This is a genomic window from Corynebacterium sp., from assembly GCF_052107835.1.
Classification (GTDB): domain Bacteria; phylum Actinomycetota; class Actinomycetes; order Mycobacteriales; family Mycobacteriaceae; genus Corynebacterium.
Genome location: NZ_JBQEDF010000049.1, coordinates 1 through 25,709, shown reverse-complemented (window position 1 = coordinate 25,709; position 25,709 = coordinate 1). Strand labels below are relative to the sequence as shown.

The following is a 25,709-nucleotide window of genomic DNA, read 5'->3' as shown; positions in this document are numbered from 1 at the left end:
GCTGTTCGGTACCCCGATCGTGTGGGGCTTCGCGAACTACATCATGCCGTTGCAGGTCGGTGCCCCCGATGTCGCCTTCCCCCGCCTCAACACGCTCGGCTTCTGGCTGACCACGTGGGGCGGCGTCATCATGCTGTCCGGCTTCCTCACCCCCGGTGGCGCGGCCGACTTCGGCTGGACGATGTACATGCCGCTGGCGGATGCCATCCACTCGCCGGGCGTCGGTTCCCACCTCTGGGTCGTCGGTGTCGCTGTCGGTGGTGTGGGTTCCATCGTCGCTGCGATCAACATGATGACCACCATCCTGTGCCTGCGCGCACCGGGTATGACCATGTTCCGCCTGCCGATCTTCACCTGGGGCATCCTGGTGACCTCGCTGCTGGCGCTGCTGATCTTCCCGCTGCTGACCGCCGCGGGCCTGGGTGTGCTCTACGACCGCCTGCTCGGTGGCCACATCTACGACCCCGCCAACGGCGGTGCGATCCTGTGGCAGCACCTGTTCTGGTTCTTCGGCCACCCTGAGGTCTACGTCCTGGCCCTGCCGTTCTTCGGCATCATGTCGGAGATCTTCCCGGTGTTCTCCCGCAAGCCGGTCTTCGGCTACGTCGGCCTGGTCTTCGCGACCCTGTCGATCGCGGCCCTGTCGCTGGCGGTCTGGGCGCACCACATGTTCGTCACCGGCGCGGTGCTGCTGCCGTTCTTCTCCTTCATGACGTTCCTGATCGCCGTGCCAACCGGTATGAAGTTCTTCAACTGGCTGGGCACGATGTGGAAGGGCCGAATAACCTTCGAGACCCCCATGGTCTTCGCCATCGGCTTCTTCGCCACCTTCCTCTTCGGTGGTCTGACCGGTGTCATGCTGGCGTCCCCGGCGCTGGACTTCCAGCTGTCCGACAGCTACTTCGTGGTCGCCCACTTCCACTACGTGCTCTACGGAACCGTCGCCTTCGGCTCCTTCGCCGGTGTGTACTTCTGGTTCCCGAAGATGACCGGCCGCATGCTGGACGACAAGCTCGGCAAGTTGCACTTCTGGCTGACGTTCATCGGCTTCCACATGACCTTCCTGGTGCAGCACTGGCTGGGCAACATGGGCATGCCGCGCCGCTACGCCGACTACCTCGACCAGGACGGCTTCACCCTCCTGAACCAGGTGTCCACCGTCGGTGCCATGATCCTCGGCATCTCCGCGCTGCCGTTCATCTGGAACATCTTCAAGTCCTGGCGCTACGGTGAGGTCGTCACCGTCGACGACCCGTGGGGCTACGGCAACTCCCTGGAGTGGGCAACCTCCTGCCCGCCGCCGCGCCACAACTTCACCTCGCTGCCGAAGATCCGTTCGGAGCGTCCCGCCTTCGAGCTGCACTACCCGCACATGGTCAAGACCGCGCGCGAGGAAGCACACGTGGGACGCCACTTCTAGGCGAACCACTCCCGGCCTTCGGGCCGGTACCGCAGGGCACAGCCCGGCAGGCGACCACAGCCGCACCCCAACTACGCGGGGTGCGGCTGTTCGCGTGCCGGGGCAGTCGTGAAAGAATGAGGCACGTGGACCAGCACAGCCAGCACAGTCGCCAGACCCAGCCGAACGCCCCCCGCCATCTCACCGTGAGCCTCGCACCGGGACTGTCCCCGGGCGTGGTCACCGTGACCGGACCGGACGCTCCCGGGGTCTCCGCGGACTTCTTCCGCATCCTCGCCGACCACGGCGTCCAGCTCCTGGACGTCGAGCAGGCCATCTTCCGGGGGAACCTCAACCTCGCGGCCTACATCGGGGTGGTCGCCGGGAGTACCGAGGCGATGCGCCAGGCGCTCAACGACGAACTGGCCGACCGCAACATGTACATCAGCCTCGATGTCAGCGACGAGCTCGAGGCCAGCCGGGAACGCTCCACCCACGCGGTCATCGTCCTGGGGAACCCCGTCACCGCGGAGCACATCTCCGCCATCGGCCAGACCCTGGTTGACAACGGGGCGAACATCGACCGTATCCGCGGTATCGCCGACTACCCGGTCACCGGACTGGAGCTGAAGGTCACCGCCGCCGACCCGACCCCGGGCGGCAGTGAACAGCTTCGCCGCGCCCTCGCCCTGCTGGCCCACGAGACCGGGGTGGACATCGCGATCCAACGGGCCGGCCTGACCCGCCGTGCCCCGCGCCTGATCTGCTTCGACGTGGACTCCACGCTGATCCAGCAGGAGGTCATCGAGATGCTCGCCGCCCATGCGGGCCGTGAGGCCGAGGTCGCCGCCGTCACCGAGCGGGCGATGCGCGGCGAGCTGGACTTCGCCGAGTCCCTGCATGAGCGGGTCAAGGCTCTGGCCGGGCTGGGCGCCTCGGTGATCAGCGAGGTCGCCGCCATGGTCACCCTGACCCCGGGTGCTAGGACGACGATCCGCACGCTCAAGCGTCTGGGCTTCCGTACCGGTGCGGTCTCCGGCGGCTTCGTCCAGGTGCTCGAGCCTCTCGCCCGCGAACTGGGGCTGGACTTCTACCGGGCGAACACCCTGGAGATCGTGGACGGCAAGCTCACCGGCCGGGTGATCGGCCAGGTCATCGACCGCGACGTGAAGGCGGAGAGCCTCAAGGAGTTCGCCTGGTCCAACGGCATCGCCCTGCACCAGACCGTGGCGGTGGGCGACGGCGCCAACGACATCGCGATGCTGTCGGTCGCCGGCCTGGGCATCGCCTTCAACGCCAAGCCCGCCCTGCGTGAGGTGGCGGACGCGGCGGTGAACCACCCGTTCATGGATGAGGTGCTGTTCATGCTCGGCATCGACCGCGACGAGATCGACGCCGCGGACATGGAGGACGGCACCTACCACCGCGTCCCACTGGAGTACTGAGTGTCCGCCGATCTTGTGAGGACGGCCCACCGGCGCCTCGTGACTGTCCTGGACGACAGGGACGGGGAGGATCCGTCCGACCCGTCCACGGTCCAGGCCATGCCGCTGGTGCTGGAGATCCCGCATGAACCCCGTCCCGCACGTCGTGACCTGCTGGAGGCCGCCGCGGTCGCCTGCGTGTCGGTGTGCCTGGATCCCCGGGCGGGGGAGGATCCGGAAGCGTCGGCGTTCGCCGCGGCACTGCTGCGCTGGTACGGGGCACGGATACGCAAGGTCGCCCGTCGGGCACGCAACAAGAAGTGGCGGGATGTCCAGGCCGTCCCCGGGGTCACTGCAACGGTGGGAGGCGCCAGTGCCCGGGCATTCACGCCGTGCCCGGTGTCCGGGACACCTGCGTTGGTCAACAAGCTGCAGATCGAGGGCACGGACCTGGTCGTGGACGAGGGGCAGGAGGACGTCCTACCCGGTGACAACCACCCGGTGATCTACGTGGACGCTTCGCTGGGGATGACCGTGGGGAAGGCAGCGGCCCAGGTGGGCCATGGTTCGATGCTGCTGGCCGCGGAGATGGGGCAGGACGAGGCGCTGGCCTGGGCGTCCGACGGGTTCCCGCTGCATGTGTGTGAGGTTGCTGCGGAGCGGTTCGCCCAGGTGCGTGCGATCGCCCTCGCCAAGGAGTCCGGCGAGGCGCCCGGAGCTGCCGCCGTGGTCCGTGACGGAGGTTTCACCGAGGTTGCACCAGGTTCGAACACTGTGGTGGCCCTGAGCCGGAGGTGATGCCCCGCACGCCAGAGGGATGCTACTTCAGCTCGCGCCGCAGGATCTTGCCGGTCGCCGACTTCGGGATCTCGGAGATGAACTCCAGTGACCGGATCTTCTTGTAGGGCTCCACCTTCCCGGTGACGTAGGAGATGATGCTGTCTGCCTCGACGTCCTCGGTCGCCACCACGAAGGCCTTCGGCACCTCTTCGCCGTCCTCGCCGGTCACACCGACGACCGCGGCATCGGCGACCGAGGGGTGGGTCAGCAGCACGGCCTCCAGCTCCGCCGGGGGAACCTGGTAGCCCTTGTACTTGATCAGCTCCTTGAGCCGGTCGACGATGTACACCTCGCCGGATGCCCCCTGCCGGGCCAGGTCACCGGTACGCAGCCAACCGTCGCCGGGCAGTGCGTTCGCCGTCGCGTCCGGCGCATTGAGGTAGCCCGCCATGACCTGGGGACCACGCACCCACAGCTCGCCCTCCCCGTCGGTCTCCTCCCCGGTCCCCGGATCGACGATCTTGTGCTCGGTGTTCGCCACCGGCAGGCCGATCGACCCCGGGGACAGTGCCCCCCGGACGTTGAGGTGGGTGACCGGGCTGGACTCGGTCAGTCCGTACCCCTGGTACACGGCGACGCCCAGCCGGTCGGCCACGGACTTCGCGAGTTCCTCGTCCATGCTCGCGGCACCGGAGAGCACCGCGCGCAGCGAGGACAGGTCGAAGTCGTCGACGGCGGGGTGCTTCGCCAGGGCCACCGCGACCGGCGGGGCGATGAAGGTGAAGGTCACGCCGTAGGCCTGGTGGCTGCGCAGGAACGTGTTCAGCTCGAAGCGGGGCACGGCGATCAGCCGGGACCGCAGGCGCACCGACAGGTTCGCCAGCGACGTCAGCCCGTAGATGTGGAAGAACGGCAGGACGCCGAAGAGGACGTCGTTCCGTCCCACGATGCCCGCGTCCTCGACCTGGGCGAGGTTGGCCACCAGATTGCGGTGCGTGAGCCGGACACCCTTCGGCAGGCCCGTGGTGCCGGACGAGTACGGCAGTGCGGCGATCTGCGTGGCCGGGTCGAAATCGACCCGCGGCGGGGTGTTCCGCTCGGCGAGCATCTGGTTCAGCCCCCGGGAGGTGTCCAGCTGGATCAGACGGTCGGTGTCCAGCCCGGCCAGCCCGATGGCCTCCGCACCGCCGTCGCCGAGCCCGGCGAGGGTCAGCAGCGTGCCCGCCCCCGAGTCCTGGATCTGGTGGGCCACCGTCGACGGGTTCGCCAGCAGAGGAACCGGGGTCAGCACCGCGCCCAGGCGCCACACCGCATGGGCGGCGACGACGAACTCCACCGAGTTCGGGCAGTGCAGGGCCACGACATCGTCCTTGGCCACGCCGTGGCGTGACAGCCACCCGGCCACGGAGTCGACGTGGCTGCGCAGAGTCGCGAAAGAGGTTTCCGTCCCGCCCGCGAGGTCGACGACCGCGACCCGGTCCTCGTCCTCGGGAGCAAGTCCGCCGTAGAGGTACTCGTAGAGACCGACGTCTGGCACGTCGACGTCGGGACGGTCACTCGTGACGGGCATGTGTGTCCTCCTGGGCGCAATGGTGGGACGAAGGGTGGGTTCGTGTGTTCCCTATCAAACTGTTCACGGCCAGCCTACCCGCCTCACCCCTGTCGTAGCCGACGCAACGCCCCGCGGGCCGTGTCTCCGTCGACCGTCTGCCAGAACTGCGGCATCGACGCACGCAGAAAGGATCCGTAGCGTTTGGTCACCAGCCTCTGGTCCAGCACCGCCACCACCCCCCGGTCGTCGACCGAGCGCAGCAGGCGTCCCGACCCCTGCGCCATCAGCAGGGCGGCGTGGGTGGCGGCGATCTCCATGAAGCCGCTGCGCCCGGCCGAATCAACGGCCTCCTTGCGGGCCTGCGACAGCGGGTCGTCCGGACGGGGGAACGGGATCCGGTCGATGACCACCAACGACAGTGACGGCCCCGGGACGTCCACCCCCTGCCACAGGCTCAGGGTGCCGAACAGGCAGGTCTCGGGCTCCTCGCGGAAACGGTCGATCAGGGCGCCGAGGGAGTCGTCGCCCTGGCACATGATCTCGTAGGGCACCAGGGTGCGAAGTTCGGCGGCGGCGTTCTCCGCGGCGCGGCGGGAGGAGAACAGTCCCAGCGTCCTGCCTCCGGCGGCGGTGATCAGCTGCGCGAGCTCATCGAGGGTGTCCGGCGACGTGCCCTCCCTGCCCGGCGGGGGGAGTTGCCGGGCGGTGTAGAGGATGCCGTGGGTGGCGGCGTCGAACGGGGTGCCGACGTCGAGTGTGGTGCACTTCGACGACGCCAGACCCCACGTCGCCAGCATCGCGGTGAACCGGCCGCCCAGCGCCAGGGTGGCCGATGTCAGCACCACGGTGGCATCGGTGAACAGGCGCTGGCGGAGCAGGTCGGCGACGCTGAGGGGGGCGACGAGGACGGCCCGGCGGTTGTGGTCCCCGGCGAGCCACACCACGTCCTCACCGAGCAGCGACGCTGCTGTGTCGGCGTCGGTGTCGGTGGTGCCGGTGTCCGTCGGGTCCGTACCGTCACCGTCGCCCTCCGCCGGGGACGCGTCGAGGATCCTCACCACCGTGTCGTGGAGTTCCTCGCAGGCGGCGACGCAGGAGTGGATCTCCGCGGTCTTCTCGGGGTCGTTCTGTGATCCGCCGGTCAGTGAACTGCTGCCGGACAGACGCATCCTGGTCTTCCACAGTGAATCCCTCAACGCCTGCAGTGGCTCGCCCAGGGTCGCCGGAACGCTGGTCCAGCGACCCTCCGGGGCGGTGCGGGTCGTCACCGCGGTCTCTATCGCGGCTGTCCAGGAATCCCCGGCGTCCAGCAGGTCGGTGGCGCAGTCGTCCGGCCCGGCCTTCTCGCAGCGCCGCCCCAGGATCGCCACGGCGGCACCGGACAACTCCTCCGTGGCCACCGAGGTGATGCGCCCCTCCAGCTCATGGGCCTCGTCGATGATGACGGTGTCGTGCTCGGGCAGCACGGGTTGGTCCGCCAGGGCGTCGATGGCCAGCAGGGCATGGTTGGTGACGACCACGTCCGAGCTGGCGGCCTTCTCCCGCGCGGCCTCGGCGAAGCACTGGTCGCCGAAGGGGCAGCGGGATGCCCCGACGCACTCGCGGCTGGTGACGCTGACCTGGCGCCACGCCTGGTTGCTGACCCCCTTCGGCAGGGAGTCCCGGTCGCCGTCACCGGTCTCCTCGGCCCATTCGTGGAGCCGGGCGACCTGGGATCCGGTGGCGGTGAGACCCGCCTCGTCCAGCAGGGCCGTGGTGTCCCCGCCGTCCCCGCCATCGTCACCGTCGGTGCCGCTGCCGAGGGTGCCGGTGCCGCCGATGCGGTTGAGGCACAGGTAGTTGTTGCGCCCCTTGAGGATCGCGAAGCTGGGACGGCGGCCCAGCTTCTCCGACAGGGCGTCCGTGACCCGGGGCAGGTCGCGGTTGATGAGCTGGCGCTGCAGGGCCAGGGTGGCGGTGGACACCACGACCCGGTCGCCGGACGCCACGGCATGCTGCAGTGCCGGGACCAGGTAGGCCAGGGACTTCCCGGTACCGGTTCCCGCCTGCACCGCCAGGTGGCGTTCGCCGCTGATGGCGGTGGACACCGCGTCCGCCATCCGGCGCTGCCCGTCGCGCCGGGTGCCCCCGAGTTCGGCGACCGCATGGTCGAGGAGGGCGAGGGTGCCGGCGTCAGTACCGGGATCCGTGCCGGTGTCGGGGGAGCTCACAGGCCGATGAAGCGCACGGTCAGCGCGGGCTCGTCACGGGACAGGGACAGGCCCTCCCACGGCAGGGAGACGAGCTGGCGGGCGAGGTGCTCACGTGTCTCCCCGATGGTGGGCAGGTCATCGACCACCTCACCGGCGCGTACCAGGGGCACGGTGAGCTCGTGGGTCCGCAGGACGCCGAGGTCCGGGGCGTCCTCCCCGAAGGGGTAGACGACCTCCTCCACGGCGGTCCCCGTGGCGCGGCAGGCCCGCAGGGCGCGCTTGGCACCCCCGTGGCTGGCCTTGTGGCTGCTGCGTTTCGCCACCGGGTGGCCGTCGACCGAGGTCAGCTTGTACACCAGTCCGGCAGTCGGTGCCCCGGAGCCGGTGACCACGGCCGTTCCCGCGCCGAAGGTGTCCACCGGTTCGCTGCGCAGGGCGGCGATGGCGAACTCGTCGAGGTCGGAGGAGACCACGATCTTCGTGTCGTAGGCCCCGAGGCTGTCGAGCTGGCTGCGTACCTGGCGGGCCAGCACACCCAGGTCGCCGGAGTCGATGCGGACCGCGCCGAGTCCGGTCCCGGCGACCTCGACGGCGTTGCGCACGCCCTGGGTGATGTCGAAGGTGTCGACCAGCAGGGTGGTGCCGACCCCCTGGGCCTCGATCTGGGACCGGAAGGCCGCCGTCTCGTCGGGCTGTCCCTGATCGTCGACGTGCAGCAGCGTCCAGGCGTGCGCGCTGGTCCCGCCGGCGGGGATGCCGTAGCGCGCGGCGGCCTCCAGGTTCGAGGTGGAGTCGAATCCGGCGAGGTAGGCCGCGCGGGCGGCGGTCACGGCGGAGTACTCGTGGGTGCGCCGTGAGCCCATCTCGATGATGGGGCGCCCCTCGGCCGCGGTGACCATGCGGGCGGCGGCGGACGCGATGGCTGAGTCGTGGTTCAGGATCGACAGGATCACCGTCTCCAGGATCACGGTCTCCGCGAATGTGCCGTGGACCGTGAGGATCGGGGAGTTGGGGAAGTAGAGCTCGCCCTCGCGGTAGCCGTCGATCTCGCCGGAGAACCGGTAGGTGCGCAGGTACTCGCGGGTGGTGTCGTCGAGGAACGCCAGCCCGTCGAGCTGTTCGTCGGTGAACCGGAAGTCCCGGACGGCCTCCAGGACGCGGGCGGTGCCGGCGACCACCCCGTAGCGCCGCTCGTTGGGCAGCCGGCGGGTGAAGACCTCGAAGGAGCACCGGCGGTCGGCGGTGCCGTCGCGCAGTGCGGCCTGCAGCATGGTCAGCTCGTACATGTCGGTGAGCAGTGCCGTGGAGGGCAGGGTGCCGACGCTGTTCTCGGTGGTGTCGGTGTACTCGGTCACGTCAACAGTCTAGATCATCGTCCGGCGGGAGGATTGGGCACGGTCCGTGCCCGTCGAAGGATCGGCCTGTACGAGAAGTGCAGGTCACAGACCCGGTGCTGTGGTCGAATCGCCGGTGCGGCTGCCACCCGCCGAATTTCCGCCGGGGTACGGGGGCGAACGCGGGGACGGTTCCCCCTGTCCGGCGAAGACGTCTGCATCACCGGGAGGTCTGGCGGTAGTCTGGGCCACATGACTTCACCAGCCGCTCCCGCCGCACCAGCGGCCACCCCTGTGGAAGAGCAGCTTCCGGACACCGCGACGGAGGCCAATCTTCCGTGGCTGTGCATCTGCTGGGATGATCCGGTGAACCTGATGAGTTACGTGACCTATGTGTTCCAGACCGTCCTCGGTTACTCGCGCAAGCGCGCCACCGAGCTGATGATGCAGGTCCACAACGAGGGCAAGGCCGTTGTCAGCTCGGGGGAAAGGGACAAGGTCGAGGGAGACGTCAAGAAGCTGCAGACCGCCGGACTGTGGGCCACCATGCAACGCAGCGAAGGATAGGACGGGCAGACGCCATGAGACCGTGGGTGAAGAAGAAGGGCCTGGTGCGGGGGATCCGCTACCTCACCGAACTTGAGCCGCTGGAACGAGAGATGCTCGGCGACAGCGCCGCCACCGTCGGCGAGAAACTCATCGACCGCGCCCGCTCCGCCCCGAAGGATGACCTGGCCGAGATGACGGGCCTGCCGTCAGGGCACGCCGATGCCCCGGACGACCCGGTCCTCGCCGCGATGCTCCCCTCGTTCTTCCGGGAGGGCGACGAGGAGGTTGACGGGGAATCATCGGTGTCCAGGCAGTTCAACGAGACCGACATCATCAAGGGCAAGCTGCTCAACCTGCGCATGATGGGCGACATCCTCGGCCCGGACGGCTCCGTGAACATCAGCCTCAGTGCCCAGGAGGTGCGCCCCTGGCTCGGGGCACTGGCCGACATCCGGACCTTCCACAATGCCCAGCTCGACCAGTTCCGCGAGGAGTTGGGCGAGGGGTCCAAGGAGGTCAAGGCGGCGGAGAACTACCTCGACTGGCTCGGGTACCACCAGGACAGTCTGCTGACCGCGGTCATGGGTGCCCTGGACGTCCCGGATGAGCCGGATGACCCGGAAGCCCCTGATGAGTAGCAGCAACGGCCTGGCGGCTGTGCCCGGACTGTTCGTGGGGCACGCCGACGTGGAGAGCTCAGGTGCCACCGTCGTCGTGTGCCCCGAGGGTGCCGTCGGCGCGGTGGACGTCCGCGGGGGAGGGCCGGGCACCCGCGAGACGGACCTGCTCACACCCTCGAACTCGGCGGAGTCCGTCCACGCCGTGGCCCTGTGCGGCGGATCCGCCTTCGGGCTCGACGCCGCCGGGGGAGTCATGGCCGAGCTCGAGGAGCGTGGCATCGGCTTCCGTGTGTTCGGTGAGGAGGTGCCCGACGGTCCCGTCGTGCCCATCGTCCCGGCGGCCGTGATCTTCGACCTGCCGGTGGGCGAGGCGTCGTCACGTCCCACGGCGGACACCGGACGCGCCGCCACCGTCGCCGCCCTCGGGGGCGCACCCGCGGCCGCCGGCAACGCTGGAGCGGGACGCGGGGCGACAGCCGGCGCGGTGAAAGGCGGCTTCGGCGAGGCCGGCACGGTGATCGGACAGGGGCCGGGCGAAGGGCGCACCGTCGCCGCCGGCCTGGTGGTGAACGCGGTGGGTTCGGTGTTCAACCCGGCGGACGGCACCCTGTGGGGCGCGACGTCCGGTGTCGGCGATGAATTCGGTGAACTCCCCGACCCCACGTCCGACGGACTCGCCGCGGCACTGGAGCGGGGTCCCGGCGGGATGAAGGTCCCGCCGTCGCTGAACACCACCATCGGCGTGGTCGCCACCGATGCGCCCGTGACGAAGGCCCAGGCGCAGCGCCTGGCGATGGCCGCGCACGACGGACTCGCCCGGGCGGTCCGCCCCTCCCACCTGCCCATGGACGGCGACACGATCTTCGCCCTCGCACCGGACGGCGCGCGGACCGGAGGGGAGGGCGGCGGCGTTGACCAGATGGAACTGGCGGTGCTGTGCGCGACCGCGGCCACCTGCGTGGAACGGGCCGTGGTCCACGCCGTCCTGTCCGCCGACACCGCCTTCGGGATTCCCGCCTGGCGCGACATCATCACCGGAGGCACAGCATGACACCCGAGAAATCACCGGCGACACCCGGGAACAAGTCCCGGGACAACCAGCGTGGACGTTTCGCCCAGGCGCTGATCACCACCCTGGTGTTCCTCGCCGCCCTGTGGATCATCCAGCTGGTCAACTGGCTGTCCGGCAACCTGCTGGTGAACTGGGGCATCCACCCCCAGGACCTGTCACGGATCTGGGGCATTCTGCCGGCCCCGTTCATCCATGTCGACACCGCCCACCTGGCCGCCAACACCCCGGCCGTCGCCGTGCTGCTGTTCCTGGTCGCGCTGTCGGGCCAGAAGGCGGTGTGGGTGTCCACCGTGGTGACCACACTGGTCGCCGGTGCGGGGGTCTTCGCCTTCGGCGGGGACAATACGGTGCACGTCGGCGCCTCGATGCTGATCTACGGGTGGGCGGTGTTCCTGGCCATCCGCGGGTTCTTCACCCGGAGCGTCCTGCAGATCCTGCTCGGCATCGTGGTGATGGTGGCCTACGCGGGCCTGTTCTGGGGGATCTTCCCGAACGAACCCGGGGTGAGCTGGCAGGGGCACCTCTTCGGAGGTGTCGGCGGCGCGATCGCCGCCTGGGGGTCGGGGAAGTCGGCGGCGCGGCTGGAGGGCAGGAAGGCCGTGCGCGGCCGATGACGTCGCGTGGGGGCTAGGCTCGGGGACCATGAGTGACGTGAATGCACCGATCGGCATCTTCGACTCCGGCGTCGGCGGACTGACGGTCGCCCGGACCATCATCGACCAGCTCCCCGGCGAATCCACGATCTACATCGGGGACACCGCGAACACCCCCTACGGCGACAAGCCCCTGGCCGTCGTCCGTGAACTCGCGACCGGCATCGCCGACGAGCTGGTGGAACGCGGGTGCAAGATGATCGTCGTCGCCTGCAACTCCGCGTCCGCGGCCTTCCTGCGGGACGCCCGGGAGCGCTACCCCGTGCCCGTCGTCGAGGTGATCCTGCCGGCGGTGCGCCGTGCGGTCTCGGCGACCCGCAACGGGAAGATCGGGGTGATCGGGACGCAGGCGACCGTCACGTCCGGCGCCTACCAGGACCTCTTCAACGCGAGCCCCAATGTGGAGGTCTTCGCCCGGGCCTGCCCGCAGTTCGTGCCCTTCGTGGAACGCGGCATCACCTCCGGACGCCAGCTGCTCGGCCTGGCGGAGACCTACCTGGAGCCGCTCAAGGACAACGGTGTGGACACCGTGGTCCTGGGCTGCACCCACTACCCTCTGCTGACCGGCGTGATTCAGCTGGTGATGGGGGATGATGTGACCCTGGTCTCCTCGGCCGAGGAGACCGCCAAGCAGGTCTACCGCACGCTCTCCGAACAGGACCTGCTGGCCGATGGTGCAGGCCAGGACACTACGCAGGACGTGACACGCACCTTCGAGTCCACCGGTGACCCCCAGCGGTTCGCCAACCTCGCCAGCCGTTTCCTCGGCCCCTCGGTCACCGGTGTGGCCCAGATCCCAGAGATGCTGCGGTAGAGACGAACCCCACCGCCCGTCATTGCCCGATTCCGGGGGAGGACGTGTCACAATATCCACCATGGACATGACCATTCTGGGATGCTCCGGGAGTGTGGCGGCCCCCGACAACCCCGCCTCCGGCTACCTGCTGCGGATGGCGGACGGGAGGCAGATCCTCCTGGACATCGGCCCCGGGGTCCTGGCACGCCTGGAGGAACTCGGGGCGCCGGGCGAGGTGGATGTCGCCTTCTCCCACCTGCACCCTGACCACTGCTCCGACTTCCCGTCCCTGGTCGTGTGGCAGCGGTTCCACCCCACCGCACCGGCGCGGGAACGCCATTCGCTGCTGGGGCCGTCGACCTCGGCGCTGTACCTGGGGCGTAACGGGGCGGACCATCCCGACAACGTCGACGACTTCTCCGACATCCTCGACGTCCGGCCCTGGCAGGCACCCCCGCTGGAGGCCGCTCCCGTCCCCTTTGACGACGGGAGCCGCGGCACGGCCTACCCCGGGCACCGGGTCGGCGGTGCCCGGCTCTTCGCCGCACCGGCGGTGCACCCCACCGAGTCGTACATGGTCAGGGTGGAGGATTCGGACGGAACGTCGCTGGTCTACAGCGGTGACACCGCCCCGACGGGCCATCTGGCGGCACTGGCGACCGGGGCGGATGTCCTGCTGTGCGAGGCAACCTGGGGGGAATGCGACAACGGCGACAATCCGCCGCAGATGCACCTGTCGGGTGAGGAGGCCGGACAGGCGGCCGAGGCAGCGGGGGTGGGACGTCTCATTCTCACGCACATCCCCCCGTGGGGTGACCCCGAGGGGGCACTGCGGGGGGCCCGTCGTTTCTTTGGTGGCCCGGTGGAACTGGCCCGGCCCGATTCGGTGGTGGACGTGGGGCGGTAGGCTGTCGTGACATGACTGATTTCACCCGTACCGACGGCCGTTCCGTCGACCAGCTCCGCGACGTCCGTATCACCCGCGGCTTCACCACCAACCCGGCCGGCAGTGTGCTGGTCGAGTTCGGCGACACCCGCGTGATGTGCACCGCCAGCGTCTCCGTGGGTGTGCCGCGGTTCAAGCGGGACTCCGGCGAGGGGTGGCTGACCGCCGAGTACGCCATGCTTCCCTCGGCCACCGCCGAGCGCATGCAGCGCGAATCGGTGAAGGGCAAGGTCAAGGGGCGTACCCAGGAGATCTCCCGGCTGGTCGGACGCTCCCTGCGCGCCGCCGTGGACCTGCGGGCCCTGGGGGAGAACACCGTCAACATCGACTGTGACGTCCTGCAGGCCGACGGCGGCACCCGGACCGCCTCGATCACGGGCGCCTACGTTGCCCTGGCTGACGCGCTTGCCGTCCTGCAGGAGCGTGGCGTGGTCCCCGGCGAGCCGCTGCTGGACCCGGTGGCCGCGGTGTCCGTGGGCGTCATTGACGGCGTCGGCTGCCTGGACCTGCCCTACGAGGAGGACAGCCGCGCGGACGTGGACATGAACGTGGTGATGACCGAGGAGGGGCACTTCGTGGAGATCCAGGGCACCGGGGAGAACTCCGAGTTCAGCCGAGGGGAGCTGAACGTCCTGCTGGACCTCGCCGAGGGTGGGTTGCGTGACCTCACCGCACTGCAGCGTAAGGCGCTGGCGGCTGAGCTGGGGGAGACGGTGTCGCTGTGACGGAACCTGTGACGGAGAAGCTCAGGGTCCTGGTCGCGTCCCGCAACCAGAAGAAGCTCGCCGAACTGCACCGCGTGCTCCGGGCCGCCGGGGTGACGGGCATCGACCTGCTCAGCCTCCGCGACGTGGGCGACTACCCCGAGACCCCGGAGACCGGTGCCACGTTCGAGGAGAACGCCTTGATCAAGGCCCACGACGGAGTCCATTACGCCGGACTGCCGACCGTCGCCGACGACTCCGGGATCTGCGTGGACGCGCTGAACGGCATGCCCGGCGTCCTGTCCGCACGGTGGTCCGGCGGCCACGGCGATGACGGGGCGAACAACCGCCTGCTCCTCGCCCAGACGTCGGACGTCCCGGATGACCGGCGGGGTGCGGGTTTCGTGTCCGCCTGCGCGTTGGCCGTGCCTTCGGATCTCGCTGAGCGGAGGGGGCTCGACACGGAGACCACCGTCCGCGGGACGTGGCGTGGCACCCTGCTGCGTGAACCGCAGGGGGAGAACGGCTTCGGCTACGACCCGCTGTTCGAACCCGATGAGGAGCCGGGGACGTCCTCGGCGCAACTGTCCCCGCAGCGCAAGGACGAACTGTCCCACCGGGGCCGTGCGCTGGCGCAACTCGTCCCGCTGCTCGCCTCACTGGCGTCTCCCACACCGCAGTAGCGTCCCCGGGACAGTAGGGTGGTCAGGGAATACACCGTCGCCCCACCGAGAGGACCCGTGAGACCGTGCCCGTGACCGCCGCTCCCGCCGACATCGTCGCAGACGCTGCGCTGGACCGGGACTGGCTCACCAGTCTCTACAAGGACCTCCACCAGCACCCGGAGCTGTCCGGGGCGGAGGAGTGGACCGCGATCCGGATCGGCCTGGAACTGCGCCGCTTCACCGACTGGGAGGTCACCACCGGAATCGGCGGCTACGGCATCACCGCCGTACTGCGCAACGGTGACGGGCCCACCGTGCTGTTCCGGTCCGACTTCGACGGGCTGCCGGTCGCCGAGAACTCCGGGGTGGACTACGCCTCCACCCACACCCAGCTGGATTCCACCGGTCTGCGGGTGCCCACCATGCACGCCTGCGGGCACGACGCCCACACCTCCAGCGCCCTGGCGGCGATGCGGATCATCGACGGGACCCGGGACCGGTGGCAGGGCACTGTGGTGTTCCTGTTCCAACCCGCCGAGGAGGCGGCCATCGGTGCCCACGGGATGGTCAAGGACGGGCTGCGGACCATCATCCCCCGTCCCGACGTGTGCCTGGGCCAGCACGTGGTGCCCGGGCCGTCCGGCCTGGTGTTCAGCGCGCCGGGGCCGGTACTGACGAGTTCCACCACCCTCGAGGTGACACTGTTCGGACGCGGCGCGCACGCCTCGATGCCGCACCGGTCGGTGGACCCGGTCGTTCTGGCGGCGTCGGTGGTGATGAAGCTGCAGACGGTGGTGTCCCGTGAGATGCCGCCGGGGAAGTTCGCGGTGGTGACCGTGGCGTCGGTGGAGGCGGGCAAAGCCTCGAACGTTATCCCGGATTCCGCACGCATCACGCTGAGCTGCCGGTTCTACGAGGAGGAGCTGCGCACCCGGGCGGTGGACGCCATCAAGCGGATTGTCCGGTCCGAGGCGATGGCGGCCGGCTGTGAGCGGGAGCCGGAGTTCAAGTTCCTCGGTCTGCTCTCCGCCACCGACAATGATCCCCGGGCCTATGACGTGGTCCGTCCGCACCTGGACGCGTTCTTCGGCGAGGAGTCCCGGGAGATGGAGCCGTGGACCGCCTCGGAGGACTTCTCGGTGATCCCGCGGGCCTTCGGCGCGCCCTACCTGTTCTGGACGGTGGGGATCACCCCGCGGACCCAGTGGAAGCGCGCGGAGAAGGCCGGACGGCTCGACATCGACGTGCCGACCAACCACAACCCGGGGTTCCTGCCGGACATCAACTCACTGCCGGTGACCACGCAGGCCGCGGCCGTGGCGGTACTGGGCTGCCTGGCGCACGACTGGCCGGCCGCCCCGGAGAACTGGTCGGCGGACACGGGGGTCGCCTCCGGGAGTACGGCGGGGAACGTGGACGCGGCGGCGATGCGCCGGGCGAAGGTGGAGACCTCCCCGGTGGACTAGGCGGTGCTAGCTGTGCAGGTTGAAGGTCGAGACGACCTCGTTGCGGCGCCGCTTCTCCAGCACGAAGGACAGCACCGGGATCACACCGGCCAGGATGGTGGTGACCCACTTCTTCGGCTCCCACCGGGCCTTCACCCCCAGGTCCAGGCAGGTGACGCAGTAGACCATGAAGATCATCCCGTGGGTGGTGCCCACTATCGAGAACCAGCCGGGCTCGGCGATGTCCAGCGGTGGGAACACCAGGTACTTCAGGACCATCTCCACACACAGGAACAGCAGGAACAGCCCGGTGATGTACGCGAGCACGGAGTAACGGGTCAGGGCACCCCTGACCCGGCGCTTGCGGTCATCGGGGATGGTGGAGACTGGTTCAGTCATCGGGGGTCAGCTGGTCCTGTTCGTGTCGGGTGTTCGGTTGTCGCTGGTACGGTTCCTGGCCTGCTGCCGACGGTCGTCGACGAACGGGTCGGAATCGGCGGTCGGACGTTGCGGCAGAACGTCCTGCGGGATCTCACGGGGCGCGTCCTCCGGGGACGGTTCGGGCGCCGCCGGCGTCTCCTCGCCGGAGAGACGGTCGCGCTCGTACTCCATGTACTTGCGGTAGGCGACGATGAAGAATGCGCCGAAAACCGGCCACTGCAGGGCGTAGCCCAGGTTCTGGAAGGAGCCGTCCCCACTGGTCCAGCGGTCCCACTGCCACCAGGCGAGACCGATGGTGGCCAGGACGGCGAGCGCGAGGAAGGACAGCTGGACCACGCGCACTCGGGTGGAGAAAGGGCTGGTCTTCGGTGCGGTGGGGGTACCGCCGGTGGCGTCGTCAGGCACGCTGCCCAGGGTACCCGCGGGTGCGCTGCTGTTCGAATCAGACTGCTACGATATTGCGCGTGCCTGTACGCGGGCATGCGCGCCCGTGGCGGAACTGGCAGACGCGCCAGGTTTAGGTCCTGGTGTCCTTGACGGATGTGGGGGTTCGAGTCCCCCCGGGCGCACCGTCGCAGTGGACGGGTCACGGTGGACGGGCTGCAGTGGAAGAATAGGTGCCATGTCCGAAGTGATCTTCCTCCTCATCGGTCTCGGCGCCGGGATTCCCGCCGGTGCCTTCCTGATGGCCCGGCGACGGAGGAGGCAGGTGGAGGGGACCGTGCAGCAGCTTCCGGAGCACGAGCATCTGTGGGGTGAATGGGAGTACCACCAGGAGACTGATGTGTGGGGCGAGCACCCGGAGCATCCGGTGGCCTTCGACATGACGCAGAAGCGGCAGTGCCAGACCTGCGGCTACACGGAGTACCACACCGAGCGGTTCTAGCCGCTGGCTCCGGGAGAAGCCGGTGGGAGTTCTTCGGGCGATGTCCGGCGCGGCAGTCACCGGCCCGGTAGCTTTCTTAGGAAGGTCGCCGAGCCGACGTAGTCCGCCCCAGGAGAGTGCAGATGACCGACCACCACCAGTCCCGACAGTCCCCGCATTTCTCGCGCAGGACGTTCCTCGCCGCGCTCGCTGCGATGGGAGGCACGGTGCTGTGGTCCAGCAGGGCGGGGACGCCGTCCGCACGGGCGGGGACGGCGGCGGACAGTCCGGCAGCAGGGGCCTCGTCCCCTGGCTTCTCGGTGGGACGCGGCATCGCCGACACCACCGGTGAACCCCTCGGCGCGGGGATGGACGGTTACGCGGTGCAGGAGCAGACCACCGCCGGAATCCGGCAGCGCCTGTACTCCCGGGCATTCATCTTCGAGGACGGGGACAACCGGTTCTGCCACGTCACCGTCGACACACCCCTGATGTTCCAGTCGGTGTTCCTCGAGGTCGTCCGGCGTCTCAGGGAGAAGTACGGCGAGACATACAGCACCGACAACGTGGTCCTCAGCGCCACCCACACCCACGTCGGTCCCGGCGGGCGCTCCGGGCACGCCATGGTGGATCTGGTGACCCTCGGCTTCCGTCCGGTGACCTTCGAGGCGCAGGTCACGGGTATCGTCCGCTCGATCGAGCGGGCCCACGCGGACATCGCACCGTCCGAACTGTCCCTGGTCAGCACCGAGATCGACGGGGTCGGTGCGAACCGTTCCCACCTCGCCTTCGAGAAGAACCCGCAGGCCGACCGCGACGCGAACCCGGGCGGCATCGACCGCACTTCGGTCACCCTGCACGTGTCCCGCGGCGGAGAGCCCGTGGGGCTGATCAACTGGTACTCGGTGCACGCCACGAGCTTCAGCCACGAGATCAAGCACATCTCCGGCGACAACAAGGGTTTCGCGGCCTGGTCGGTGGAGCATGCCGCGGGTGTCGACCACCTCGATCTCGGCGCAGCCCCGTTCATTGCAGCGTTCTCCCAGGGAGCCCCGGGGGACGTGACCCCGAACATGGGACTGGAGCCGGAGTCCGGTCCGGGTGGCTCGGGGACCTCCGGTCAGAAGCGGTCGGTGGAGATCCTCGGGTCCGCGCAGGCCGACGGTGCCAGGCCCGGAGCGGGGACACCGATCGGTACTGGGGGCGCCGCGGGGCGCCCCGGCGTGGAGGGACGCTCGCGCTGGGTGGACATGGACCGCGTGCAGATCGACGGGGCATGGACGCCGGACGGGGCGGCGGGTCGGACCGGACCGGCCGTCCTCGGCGCGGCATTCGCGGCGTCCAGCCAGGAGGACGGCGGCGGGCTGGACGTCGACATCGGACTCAACGAAGGGGAACGCGGCGGGGCGCCGTGGGTGCGGCAACTCAATGAGGTCGCCCCGATCCCGGAGGACGTGCGGCGCATCCACGCGCCGAAGAACATGCTGCTGCCGATGGGCTACGTGGACGGGATGATCCAGCAGCGCCACATCTTCGGGGTGTGGCGCATCGGCGGGCTGGTGATCGCCCACCTGGGCTTCGAGCCGACGACGACCTCGGGGTTGAGGATCCGTCGGACAGTGGCTGAGGCGGTCGGTGTGCCGCCGGAGAACGTGGTGGTCCAGGGCTACTCCTGCGGCTACGGCCACTACATCGCCACCCCGGAGGAGTACACGCAGCAGGACTACGAGGGAGGAGCAACCGCGTTCGGACGGCTCACCTTGCCGGCCGTGCAGCAGGTCTTCGACGGTCTGGGTCGCGCGCTGGCCTCGGGCGGGTCCCTGGGCCCTGGGGAGAAGGGCGGCCCGGCCGGGGACCTGACCGGCATCATCCCGGACAGTCCGGCGGCGATCCCGGTGTTCGACACAGCCCCGCCCGGCAAAGGGTTCGGCGACGTGGTGTCCGTGGAACCCGCCAGTAGGGAGGTGGCCTCTGGTGGACATGTGACCGTGCGGTTCGTCGGTGCGAACCCCAACAATGATCTCCGGCTGGAGGAGGGCTACCTGCGGATCGAGGACGGGGAGGGTGGTGTCATCGCCCACGATTCGTCCTGGGAGACGCTGCTGACCTTCCACCGCACCTTCACGGAGACCACCGCCGTCGTGGACTGGAACACCGACGGTGTGGAGCCGGGGGAGTACCGCGTGCTGCTGCGCGGCGACTGGCGCGACGTTGGCGGTGCCGTGAAGAAATTCGAGGGGAGTGTCGATATCCGGGTCCGCTGACCGTCATGATGGTGCCAGGCCGCCCGGCCCGGCTGACCGCCGTGGCCGAACCCGGGATGCTGGGGGGCTGGGTGGGTGAACCAGCGGTGACGGTGGGAGTTTCACACCGGGCCGAAGATCCCGGCTACCCTATCGGAGCTGTGACCTGCAAGTCTCAGCATGTGGGAATCGCGGAGGGTGTGAAAGTCAGCCGACTACCGCGGTGACCTCCGGCGGAGGCGCGGAACCCTAGGCGATTTCCTTGATGATCCGGGCGACGTGCCCGGTGGCCTTCACGTTGTACTTCGCCAGGGCGATCTTCCCCTCCTCGTCCACCAGGAACGTCGAGCGGATAACCCCCTGGACGACCTTCCCGTAGTTCTTCTTCTCGCCGAAGGCGCCGTAGGCGGTCAGTACCTCCTTCGAGGGGTCGGACAGCAGCGGGAACGTCAGTTCGTGGTCGTCCCGGAACTTCGTGAGCTTGTCCACGGTGTCTGGGGAAATGCCCAGCACGTCGATCCCCGCACCGTTCAGCGAGGTCAGTGAATCGCGGAAATCGCAGGCCTCCGTGGTGCAGCCCGGGGTGTTCGCCCTGGGGTAGAAGTAGACCAGGACCTTGCGTCCGGCGAAGTCGGAGAGACTGACCTCGTTGCCGTGGTCGTCGGTGAGGGTGAAGGACGGGGCGGTGTCGCCGGCCTCGAGGATGGTGCGTTCTGTAGTGTTGCTCATGGTGCCCGAGTGTACGTCCCGCGATGTGCGCCGCGCCGTTGTCGGCGGTTCCTCTGCACCGCAGCCGCCGGAGAACGTACAATTGCCCAAGATCTTTCGTCCGTCATTCACGAATCAACGCACATCACCGCAGGAGACTTCAGTGGCCCGCACTATCGACGCCATCCAGAGCGACATCGAGCGCAACCGTGACCAGCTCGCCAAGACGCTTGACGAGCTCAGCGTCCGAACGGCGCCGAAGAACCTCGCAGACGAGGCCAAGACGCAGGTATCCAGCGTGCTCAGCGACCCCAAGGTGCAGCTGATCATCGGTGGTGTCGTCGCTGGAGTCGGCCTGATCGTCGCCCTGTCCATCGCCGGCAAGCGCAACGAGAAGAAGCAGATCAAGGAAATCCAGCGACTGCTGGCAGACGCCAGGTCCTGATCTCCATCAGCGGAGGCATCGGCGACAGCGCAGACCGCGAACCCCGGCCCATCTCCGGCACCAGGCGTGCCGTGGAACTGGCCGGGGTTTCGGCGTTGGCGGTGGGGACCGGTGCACTGTGCGACTGGGCGGGGATCCCGGCGGCCTGGATCTTCGCCTTCCTGGTGGTCTTCGGACTGTACGCGATCCTCTCGGACCGGCAGACCACCCCGCCGAAACGGGTGATGCAGCCAGCCCAGGTGCTCATCGCGATGGTCTGCGTGGCCCCGCTCGTCGAGCTCGACGGGTCCACCGTGCTCGGCTACCTCGCCCCGACGGCGCTGGCACTGGCGGTGACGCTGGCGGTGTGCGCCGCGGCGGCGTGGCTGCTGTACCACTCGGGGGCGGCCACGGCGGTCAGTGCCATGCTGGCCACCCTGGCCGGCGGGGCCAGCGGGATGACGCTGCTCGCCTCGGAGCTGAAGGAGGACGTCCGGTTCGTTGTCCTCACACAGTACCTGCGCCTGTCGCTGGTGGTGCTCACACTGCCGGCGTTCGTGCACCTCTTCGCCGGGGGACAGACGGGCGGCGGGGACGCGCAGGACGCGACCCCCTGGTGGACACCCGAGGTGCGTCCCGCCATCGGGGCCGCGGTCGTCTGGGCACTGGTCTGGCTCCTGGTCCGGGTCACCCGCGGGGTGGTCAATCTCCCCGCCCCGTACCTGCTGATCGCCATGCTTCTGACCTGGATCGCCGGTGTCGTGGGGATCCCGGACGAGTGGCTGGTACCGGAGGGCCTGGTGCTGGTCGCCGCTTACGCGGTGATCGGTGTGCAGGCCGGCGGCACCTTGACGAAGGGGGCGTTGCGGCAGTTCCGGCACGTCCTGCCGTTGATCCTGACGGCCGTCACCGCGATGATCGTCGGCGCGATCGTGGCGGCGCTGCTGATCGCCCGGCTGTCCTCGGTGTCACTGCTGGACGCCTACCTGGCCACCGTCCCCGGGGGGATCTACGCGGTGCTCGCGTTCGCCCACGAGGCGGGCTCGGAGCCGATCGTGACGGTGGTGCAGGTGATGCGGACGCTGGCGATGCTGGTCATCGGTGCGTACCTGCCCAGCATTATCGGATGGTGGGGTCGGCGTCGGGGAGCGAAGAGCTGAGCTGAAGGCTGAACAGCCGCATCGTGGTGGCGGTTGCCCGGCGCAGGTTGGCGGGGGCGTCCTGCAGTGCCTCCTCCAGTGTGGACGGTCCCTGCATGATGGGAACCAGGGCGGCGACGTGGAAGTCCGGATGGTCGAACAGCACATCGGCACCTGCGTCGACGCGTCCGGCGAGGACGACGACGGGGACGCCCGCCGCGGCGGCGAGTCGGGCAACTCCTGACGGGACCTTCCCGGTTGCGCTCTGGGCATCCACCGCGCCTTCAGCGGTCAGGACGAGATCGGCGTGCTCGAGGTGGCTGCGCAGGCCGGTGGCATCGGTGACGACGTCGATGCCGGGACGCAGGTCCGCACCGAGGGTGAGCAGGGCGAAGCCGAGTCCCCCGGCTGCTCCGGCGCCGGGGGTGTCCCGCAATGACTTGCCGGTGGCGGTCTCCACGGCATCGGCAAGGGTGGACAGGGCGTTGTCGAGGACGGGAACCTGCCCGGGGGTGGCGCCCTTCTGCGGCCCGAAGACGGCGGCCGCGCCCTCCGGACCGGTCAATGGGCTGGTGACGTCACTGGCGACGGTGATCCGGGTTCCCTCGAGCCGGGTGTCCAGCCCTGAGAGGTCGATCCGGGACAGCCGGTGAAGCTCACGGGGGACCGGCGCGACGGTGTGGCCGGCGGCGTCGAGCAGCCGGGCACCCAGCCCGGCGAGAAGCCCTGCGCCGCCATCGGTGGTGGCGGAGCCGCCCACGCCGACGATGAGGTGCTTCGCCCCGGCGTCGAGGGCGGCGAGGATGAGGTCGGCGACCCCGGAGGTGGACGAGTCCAGGACGTCCCGGTCGGGTGGCTCGATCAGTCCCAGGCCGTTGGCCTCCGCGGTCTCGACGACGGCGGTGGTGCCGCCGTTGGTGGGCGCGTCCCGCACCAGTCCGATCTCCGCGGAGCGGGACCGACCCCGAGCATCCGTACAGGTGACTGGGTGGAACGTCCCGCCCAAGGCGGCGGTCAGCGTCCTGCCCGTCCCTTCACCGCCGTCGGCGAGCGGGACCTCGATGCAGGTGGCGTCAGGATGCGCGTCCCGCACACCGCGGGCCATGGCGGATGCCGCCGTGGGGGCATCGATCGACTCCTTCAGGGAATCCGGGGCCAGGACGATTCGCATACCCCTGATGGTAGCTTCGGGGCATGGGTTTTTTCTGGAACTTCCTCGTCCGGGCCGTCGGCACAGCGGCGGCCCTGTGGGTCGTGGTGTACTTCGTCGCCGGCGTGCACGTGACGGCACCGGTCGAGCCCCTGGTCGGCGACGGGGCGAACGACCAGCTGTGGGTGTTCCTCGGCTCCGCGGTGGTGATCCTGCTGCTGAACATGACGGTCAAGCCGGTGCTGCGGCTGCTCGGACTTCCGCTGACCATCCTGACCCTGGGGCTGTTCGCCCTGGTCATCAACGCGTTCGTGTTCATGCTCGCCGGAACCCTGGCCCAGGCGATCGGACTGGGGTTGACCGTGGACAGTTTCGGGGCGGCCTTCTGGGGCGCGATCATCATGGCGGTCGTCAACTGGATCCTGGGGCCGCTGACCGGGTTGCTGTCTGCCCGGCGCTGATCGTGGCCGGATGGTCAGGCCTTGGTGATCCGCTTCATCAGCGCGGCCATCAGGGAGATTGACTTTGTCGGCAGGACTCGGCCAAGGATGTCCATGGCCACGGCGTCCTTGCCTATGCGGACACGCGGCTTCCCGGATTCCAGGGTGCCCACGATTTTCGCGGCGGCGTCCTGCGGGCTGGTCAGCATGGAGGCGGCGGACGCGTTGTCGTCCTTGTCGGCGGAGGCTCCACCGGGACCACTGTCGACGCCGGAGTTCTTCGTGATATCCGTGGCCACGCCACCGGGGAAGACGACGCTGACCGAGACATCCGACGACCGCAGTTCCGCCTGCAGCCCCTCGGTGAACAGCTTCACCGCCGCCTTCGACGCGCCGTAGGCGCTCTGGCCCGGAACCGGCACAAGCCCGCCCATCGAGGAGACGTTGACCAGGGCGGCCTCCGGACGCTTCAGCAACGTGGGCAGGAAGGCCTTGGTGGTGTTGACCGTGCCCCAGAAGTTCACGTCCATCACCCGCTCGATGACCTCGACGTCGAGGTCATTGACGTCGATGAAGTCGTGGATGATCCCGGCGACGTTGACCAGGCCGTCCACCGCCCCGTCCGTGGTGATCTCCTCGGCGAGGGCGGTGACGGCCCCGCGGTCGGCGATGTTGATCCGGTGGGGCCTGAGGTAGCCGCCCCAGTTGTCGGCGATGGACTCGAGGGCCTCGGTGTGCAGGTCGAGGACGTGGACCGTCGCGCCCTTGTTGAGCAGCTGGTTGACCACTTCCTGGCCGATGCCGGCGCCGCCGCCGGTGACGACGATGACTTTGCCGTTGATGTTCATGGTGAACCTCCTTGTTCACCTCCAGTCTCCCCGGGCGCGCGGAGTGGTTGGGGTGTGCAGGGGCGATGTGACCAAGGAGACGCGCATCCGGGGGTGCTTACCCCGTCGGTCGCGGCCGCGCCGGGGAGGGGGAGGGTATCGGCTACCGGTGAAAGGAAGTCGTCGAAGGCGGTGTGATCCGGTGCTACGCTGCCCCTGCGTACCGCACAGTAGACCGATCAGTCTATCCTGGCCGAACGACCGGGAACATCGAGGACATCCACGCATGACACACCAGGTACCGGAGAAGGCCCCCACCATTCCCAGGGTCGGCATCACCATCCCGGGGAACTTCACCGACGACGACCCCGCCACCGGACTGGAGAACACACTCCAGCTCATCGTGGAGGCGGAACAGCTCGGCTACGACTCCGCCGGAGTCCGCCAACGCCAGCTCGAGACGGGGACGGCATCCGCCCTGACCGTGCTGGCGGCGGCCACCCAACGCACCTCCCGGATAGCTCTCGAGACCAATGTTGTCCCCCTCGGTTTCGAGGTGCCGTTCCGTCTCGCCGAGGACTTCTCCACGGTCGACGCCCTCAGCCGGGGCCGGGTCACCGTCGGTGTCAGCAGTTCCGCTCCGCACCATGAGCTGCTGGAACCGGTGAACCGTCCCGACGTCTCCGCGGAGACCGACCCCTACGTCCTGCTGGAGCGGTTCCTCGAGGCGCTGGCGGGACGGCCCCTGTCGGACGAAACGCTGCCGACACCGTTCGGCACGGACCACCGGCCCGCGGTGCGTCCCCACATTCCCGGTCTCCTCCGACGGGTGTGGCTTGGGGCGGGATCGGACCGCTCGGCGGGGTGGGCCGCGGAGCGCGGTCTCGGCATCTACCTCGGGAACCTCACCGACGAGAGCGGGGGAGCACAGGACGGGCCGCCCGACTTCGAGGCGGCCCAACGTGTCCGCATCGACCACTACCGGGACGCCTACCGCGGGGAGCAGCCGCCGCGGGTGGCACTGGAACGGGTCATCGTGCCGCTGGACTCCGCAAACCCGGACCAGCGCGCGCGGTACCTGCGGTTCGCGGAGTCACGGGAGGAGAGGACACGCCACCGCCACGGCGACCGCGGCACAGTGATCCAGCGCGACCTGGTGGGGAGCACGGAAGAAATCGCGGACAGGCTGTCCGCCGACCCGTCCTTCGACGGTGCCACGGAACTGCGCCTCGCCCTGCCCTACGCGCTCGCCCCGGAGGACTACCTCCAGATCATCACGGACACCCGGGGTTAATGGTCAGAATGCGTGTCCGGGTTCGGCACTACACAGCAGGCCACCCC

General features: G+C 69.1%; 26 protein-coding genes and 1 tRNA gene. 19 read left to right on the top strand and 8 right to left on the bottom strand.

All coding sequences use genetic code 11. From position 1 onward, the window contains the following. From ACTIL2_RS11810 to ACTIL2_RS11800, 3 genes are all read left to right on the top strand, one after another. The coding region (locus ACTIL2_RS11810) for a cbb3-type cytochrome c oxidase subunit I (protein WP_442337658.1) at positions 1–1,420 on the top strand (1,420 nt) is incomplete at its 5' end. Between the two features lie 185 nt (positions 1,421–1,605). Next, complete coding sequence (gene serB / locus ACTIL2_RS11805) at positions 1,606–2,844, top strand: phosphoserine phosphatase SerB (RefSeq protein ID WP_442337659.1); 1,239 nt, start codon at positions 1,606–1,608, stop codon at positions 2,842–2,844. Continuing rightward, on the top strand, positions 2,845–3,621 hold the full coding sequence (locus tag ACTIL2_RS11800; protein WP_442337657.1) for an aminoacyl-tRNA hydrolase: 777 nt from the start codon (positions 2,845–2,847) through the stop codon (positions 3,619–3,621). Positions 3,622–3,643: 22 nt separating this feature from the next. On the opposite strand, the gene ACTIL2_RS11795 is transcribed toward ACTIL2_RS11800, so the two are convergent. From ACTIL2_RS11795 to ACTIL2_RS11785, 3 genes are all read right to left on the bottom strand, one after another. Beyond that, complete coding sequence (locus ACTIL2_RS11795; protein ID WP_442337656.1) at positions 3,644–5,173, bottom strand: AMP-binding protein; 1,530 nt, start codon at positions 5,171–5,173, stop codon at positions 3,644–3,646. 83 nt (positions 5,174–5,256) lie between these two features. Next, complete coding sequence (locus ACTIL2_RS11790; protein WP_442337655.1) at positions 5,257–7,365, bottom strand: ATP-dependent DNA helicase; 2,109 nt, start codon at positions 7,363–7,365, stop codon at positions 5,257–5,259. After that, the gene (locus ACTIL2_RS11785; protein ID WP_442337654.1) at positions 7,362–8,702 is read right to left on the bottom strand and encodes a nicotinate phosphoribosyltransferase; all 1,341 of its coding nucleotides are present in this window, start codon (positions 8,700–8,702) and stop codon (positions 7,362–7,364) included. The genes ACTIL2_RS11790 and ACTIL2_RS11785 overlap by 4 nt, the downstream gene beginning before the upstream one ends. Positions 8,703–8,933: 231 nt before the next feature. Here ACTIL2_RS11785 and clpS point away from each other — a divergent pair, with 231 nt between their 5' ends. The 9 genes from clpS (at position 8,934) to ACTIL2_RS11740 (ending at position 16,152) form a co-directional block, all read left to right on the top strand. Beyond that, a complete protein-coding gene (clpS, locus tag ACTIL2_RS11780; protein ID WP_442337653.1) occupies positions 8,934–9,248 on the top strand; it encodes an ATP-dependent Clp protease adapter ClpS in 315 nt (104 codons plus the stop codon). 14 nt (positions 9,249–9,262) lie between these two features. Continuing rightward, entirely contained in the window at positions 9,263–9,868 is a 606-nt protein-coding gene (locus ACTIL2_RS11775; protein WP_442337652.1) for a DUF2017 domain-containing protein, read from the top strand. Continuing rightward, positions 9,861–10,901, top strand: a complete 1,041-nt coding sequence (locus ACTIL2_RS11770; protein ID WP_442337651.1) for a P1 family peptidase — start codon at positions 9,861–9,863, stop codon at positions 10,899–10,901. Before ACTIL2_RS11775 ends, ACTIL2_RS11770 begins: the two co-directional genes overlap by 8 nt. Further along, positions 10,898–11,536, top strand: a complete 639-nt coding sequence (locus tag ACTIL2_RS11765; RefSeq protein WP_442337650.1) for a rhomboid family intramembrane serine protease — start codon at positions 10,898–10,900, stop codon at positions 11,534–11,536. The genes ACTIL2_RS11770 and ACTIL2_RS11765 overlap by 4 nt, the downstream gene beginning before the upstream one ends. A gap of 28 nt (positions 11,537–11,564) precedes the next feature. After that, positions 11,565–12,389, top strand: a complete 825-nt coding sequence (gene murI / locus ACTIL2_RS11760; protein WP_442337649.1) for a glutamate racemase — start codon at positions 11,565–11,567, stop codon at positions 12,387–12,389. A 61-nt stretch (positions 12,390–12,450) separates the two neighbouring features. Beyond that, positions 12,451–13,278, top strand: a complete 828-nt coding sequence (locus ACTIL2_RS11755; protein WP_442337648.1) for an MBL fold metallo-hydrolase — start codon at positions 12,451–12,453, stop codon at positions 13,276–13,278. Between the two features lie 11 nt (positions 13,279–13,289). Further along, positions 13,290–14,042 carry a ribonuclease PH gene (gene rph, locus ACTIL2_RS11750; RefSeq protein WP_442337647.1) on the top strand — a complete coding sequence of 251 codons (753 nt, stop codon included), beginning with the start codon at positions 13,290–13,292 and terminating at the stop codon, positions 14,040–14,042. Continuing rightward, a complete protein-coding gene (locus ACTIL2_RS11745) occupies positions 14,039–14,704 on the top strand; it encodes a non-canonical purine NTP pyrophosphatase (protein ID WP_442337646.1) in 666 nt (221 codons plus the stop codon). Before rph ends, ACTIL2_RS11745 begins: the two co-directional genes overlap by 4 nt. A 71-nt stretch (positions 14,705–14,775) precedes the next feature. Further along, positions 14,776–16,152, top strand: a complete 1,377-nt coding sequence (locus tag ACTIL2_RS11740) for an amidohydrolase (RefSeq protein WP_442337645.1) — start codon at positions 14,776–14,778, stop codon at positions 16,150–16,152. 6 nt (positions 16,153–16,158) lie between these two features. Here ACTIL2_RS11740 and ACTIL2_RS11735 read toward each other — a convergent pair whose 3' ends face one another. Together ACTIL2_RS11735 and ACTIL2_RS11730 are read right to left on the bottom strand one after the other, a co-directional pair. Then, complete coding sequence (locus tag ACTIL2_RS11735) at positions 16,159–16,530, bottom strand: DUF3817 domain-containing protein (protein ID WP_442337644.1); 372 nt, start codon at positions 16,528–16,530, stop codon at positions 16,159–16,161. Positions 16,531–16,536: 6 nt separating this feature from the next. Then, positions 16,537–16,977, bottom strand: coding sequence for a hypothetical protein (locus ACTIL2_RS11730; RefSeq protein WP_442337643.1), 441 nt, complete (start codon positions 16,975–16,977; stop codon positions 16,537–16,539). Between the two features lie 79 nt (positions 16,978–17,056). Between ACTIL2_RS11730 and ACTIL2_RS11725 the strand changes: the two genes are divergently transcribed. The 3 genes from ACTIL2_RS11725 (at position 17,057) to ACTIL2_RS11715 (ending at position 19,701) form a co-directional block, all read left to right on the top strand. Then, positions 17,057–17,141, top strand: a tRNA-Leu gene (locus tag ACTIL2_RS11725). 53 nt (positions 17,142–17,194) lie between these two features. Beyond that, entirely contained in the window at positions 17,195–17,458 is a 264-nt protein-coding gene (locus ACTIL2_RS11720) for a hypothetical protein (RefSeq protein WP_442337642.1), read from the top strand. A 122-nt stretch (positions 17,459–17,580) separates the two neighbouring features. Continuing rightward, positions 17,581–19,701: a neutral/alkaline non-lysosomal ceramidase N-terminal domain-containing protein gene (locus ACTIL2_RS11715; RefSeq protein WP_442337641.1), complete on the top strand. Its 2,121-nt coding sequence runs from the start codon at positions 17,581–17,583 to the stop codon at positions 19,699–19,701. A 228-nt stretch (positions 19,702–19,929) separates the two neighbouring features. On the opposite strand, the gene bcp is transcribed toward ACTIL2_RS11715, so the two are convergent. Beyond that, positions 19,930–20,409, bottom strand: coding sequence for a thioredoxin-dependent thiol peroxidase (gene bcp, locus ACTIL2_RS11710; protein ID WP_442337640.1), 480 nt, complete (start codon positions 20,407–20,409; stop codon positions 19,930–19,932). A 142-nt stretch (positions 20,410–20,551) separates the two neighbouring features. Between bcp and ACTIL2_RS11705 the strand changes: the two genes are divergently transcribed. Both ACTIL2_RS11705 and ACTIL2_RS11700 read left to right on the top strand, forming a co-directional pair. Next, positions 20,552–20,833, top strand: a complete 282-nt coding sequence (locus tag ACTIL2_RS11705; protein ID WP_442337639.1) for a DUF3618 domain-containing protein — start codon at positions 20,552–20,554, stop codon at positions 20,831–20,833. A 71-nt stretch (positions 20,834–20,904) separates the two neighbouring features. Further along, the gene (locus tag ACTIL2_RS11700) at positions 20,905–21,972 is read left to right on the top strand and encodes an AbrB family transcriptional regulator (protein WP_442337638.1); all 1,068 of its coding nucleotides are present in this window, start codon (positions 20,905–20,907) and stop codon (positions 21,970–21,972) included. On the opposite strand, the gene ACTIL2_RS11695 is transcribed toward ACTIL2_RS11700, so the two are convergent. After that, positions 21,932–23,122, bottom strand: a complete 1,191-nt coding sequence (locus ACTIL2_RS11695) for a glycerate kinase (RefSeq protein ID WP_442337637.1) — start codon at positions 23,120–23,122, stop codon at positions 21,932–21,934. The two genes, ACTIL2_RS11700 and ACTIL2_RS11695, sit on opposite strands and share 41 nt — an antisense overlap. A gap of 23 nt (positions 23,123–23,145) precedes the next feature. Here ACTIL2_RS11695 and ACTIL2_RS11690 point away from each other — a divergent pair, with 23 nt between their 5' ends. Next, the gene (locus tag ACTIL2_RS11690) at positions 23,146–23,562 is read left to right on the top strand and encodes a phage holin family protein (RefSeq protein ID WP_442337636.1); all 417 of its coding nucleotides are present in this window, start codon (positions 23,146–23,148) and stop codon (positions 23,560–23,562) included. A 14-nt stretch (positions 23,563–23,576) separates the two neighbouring features. On the opposite strand, the gene ACTIL2_RS11685 is transcribed toward ACTIL2_RS11690, so the two are convergent. Continuing rightward, positions 23,577–24,389, bottom strand: a complete 813-nt coding sequence (locus ACTIL2_RS11685; RefSeq protein ID WP_442337635.1) for an SDR family NAD(P)-dependent oxidoreductase — start codon at positions 24,387–24,389, stop codon at positions 23,577–23,579. Positions 24,390–24,654: 265 nt separating this feature from the next. On the opposite strand from ACTIL2_RS11685, the gene ACTIL2_RS11680 reads away from it, so the two are divergent. Next, a complete protein-coding gene (locus tag ACTIL2_RS11680; RefSeq protein ID WP_442337634.1) occupies positions 24,655–25,662 on the top strand; it encodes an LLM class flavin-dependent oxidoreductase in 1,008 nt (335 codons plus the stop codon). Positions 25,663–25,709 lie beyond the last annotated feature (47 nt).

Excerpts from the sequence above, each read along its gene's own strand:
- ACTIL2_RS11795 (WP_442337656.1), bottom strand. The coding sequence starts at position 5,173 with ATGCCCGTCACGAGTGACCGTCCCGACGTCGACGTGCCAGACGTCGGT.
- clpS (WP_442337653.1), top strand. The coding sequence starts at position 8,934 with ATGACTTCACCAGCCGCTCCCGCCGCACCAGCGGCCACCCCTGTGGAA.
- ACTIL2_RS11775 (WP_442337652.1), top strand. The coding sequence starts at position 9,263 with ATGAGACCGTGGGTGAAGAAGAAGGGCCTGGTGCGGGGGATCCGCTAC.
- ACTIL2_RS11770 (WP_442337651.1), top strand. The coding sequence starts at position 9,861 with ATGAGTAGCAGCAACGGCCTGGCGGCTGTGCCCGGACTGTTCGTGGGG.
- ACTIL2_RS11765 (WP_442337650.1), top strand. The coding sequence starts at position 10,898 with ATGACACCCGAGAAATCACCGGCGACACCCGGGAACAAGTCCCGGGAC.
- murI (WP_442337649.1), top strand. The coding sequence starts at position 11,565 with ATGAGTGACGTGAATGCACCGATCGGCATCTTCGACTCCGGCGTCGGC.
- ACTIL2_RS11755 (WP_442337648.1), top strand. The coding sequence starts at position 12,451 with ATGGACATGACCATTCTGGGATGCTCCGGGAGTGTGGCGGCCCCCGAC.
- rph (WP_442337647.1), top strand. The coding sequence starts at position 13,290 with ATGACTGATTTCACCCGTACCGACGGCCGTTCCGTCGACCAGCTCCGC.
- ACTIL2_RS11735 (WP_442337644.1), bottom strand. The coding sequence starts at position 16,530 with ATGACTGAACCAGTCTCCACCATCCCCGATGACCGCAAGCGCCGGGTC.
- ACTIL2_RS11720 (WP_442337642.1), top strand. The coding sequence starts at position 17,195 with ATGTCCGAAGTGATCTTCCTCCTCATCGGTCTCGGCGCCGGGATTCCC.
- ACTIL2_RS11715 (WP_442337641.1), top strand. The coding sequence starts at position 17,581 with ATGACCGACCACCACCAGTCCCGACAGTCCCCGCATTTCTCGCGCAGG.
- bcp (WP_442337640.1), bottom strand. The coding sequence starts at position 20,409 with ATGAGCAACACTACAGAACGCACCATCCTCGAGGCCGGCGACACCGCC.
- ACTIL2_RS11695 (WP_442337637.1), bottom strand. The coding sequence starts at position 23,122 with ATGCGAATCGTCCTGGCCCCGGATTCCCTGAAGGAGTCGATCGATGCC.
- ACTIL2_RS11690 (WP_442337636.1), top strand. The coding sequence starts at position 23,146 with ATGGGTTTTTTCTGGAACTTCCTCGTCCGGGCCGTCGGCACAGCGGCG.
- ACTIL2_RS11685 (WP_442337635.1), bottom strand. The coding sequence starts at position 24,389 with ATGAACATCAACGGCAAAGTCATCGTCGTCACCGGCGGCGGCGCCGGC.
- ACTIL2_RS11680 (WP_442337634.1), top strand. The coding sequence starts at position 24,655 with ATGACACACCAGGTACCGGAGAAGGCCCCCACCATTCCCAGGGTCGGC.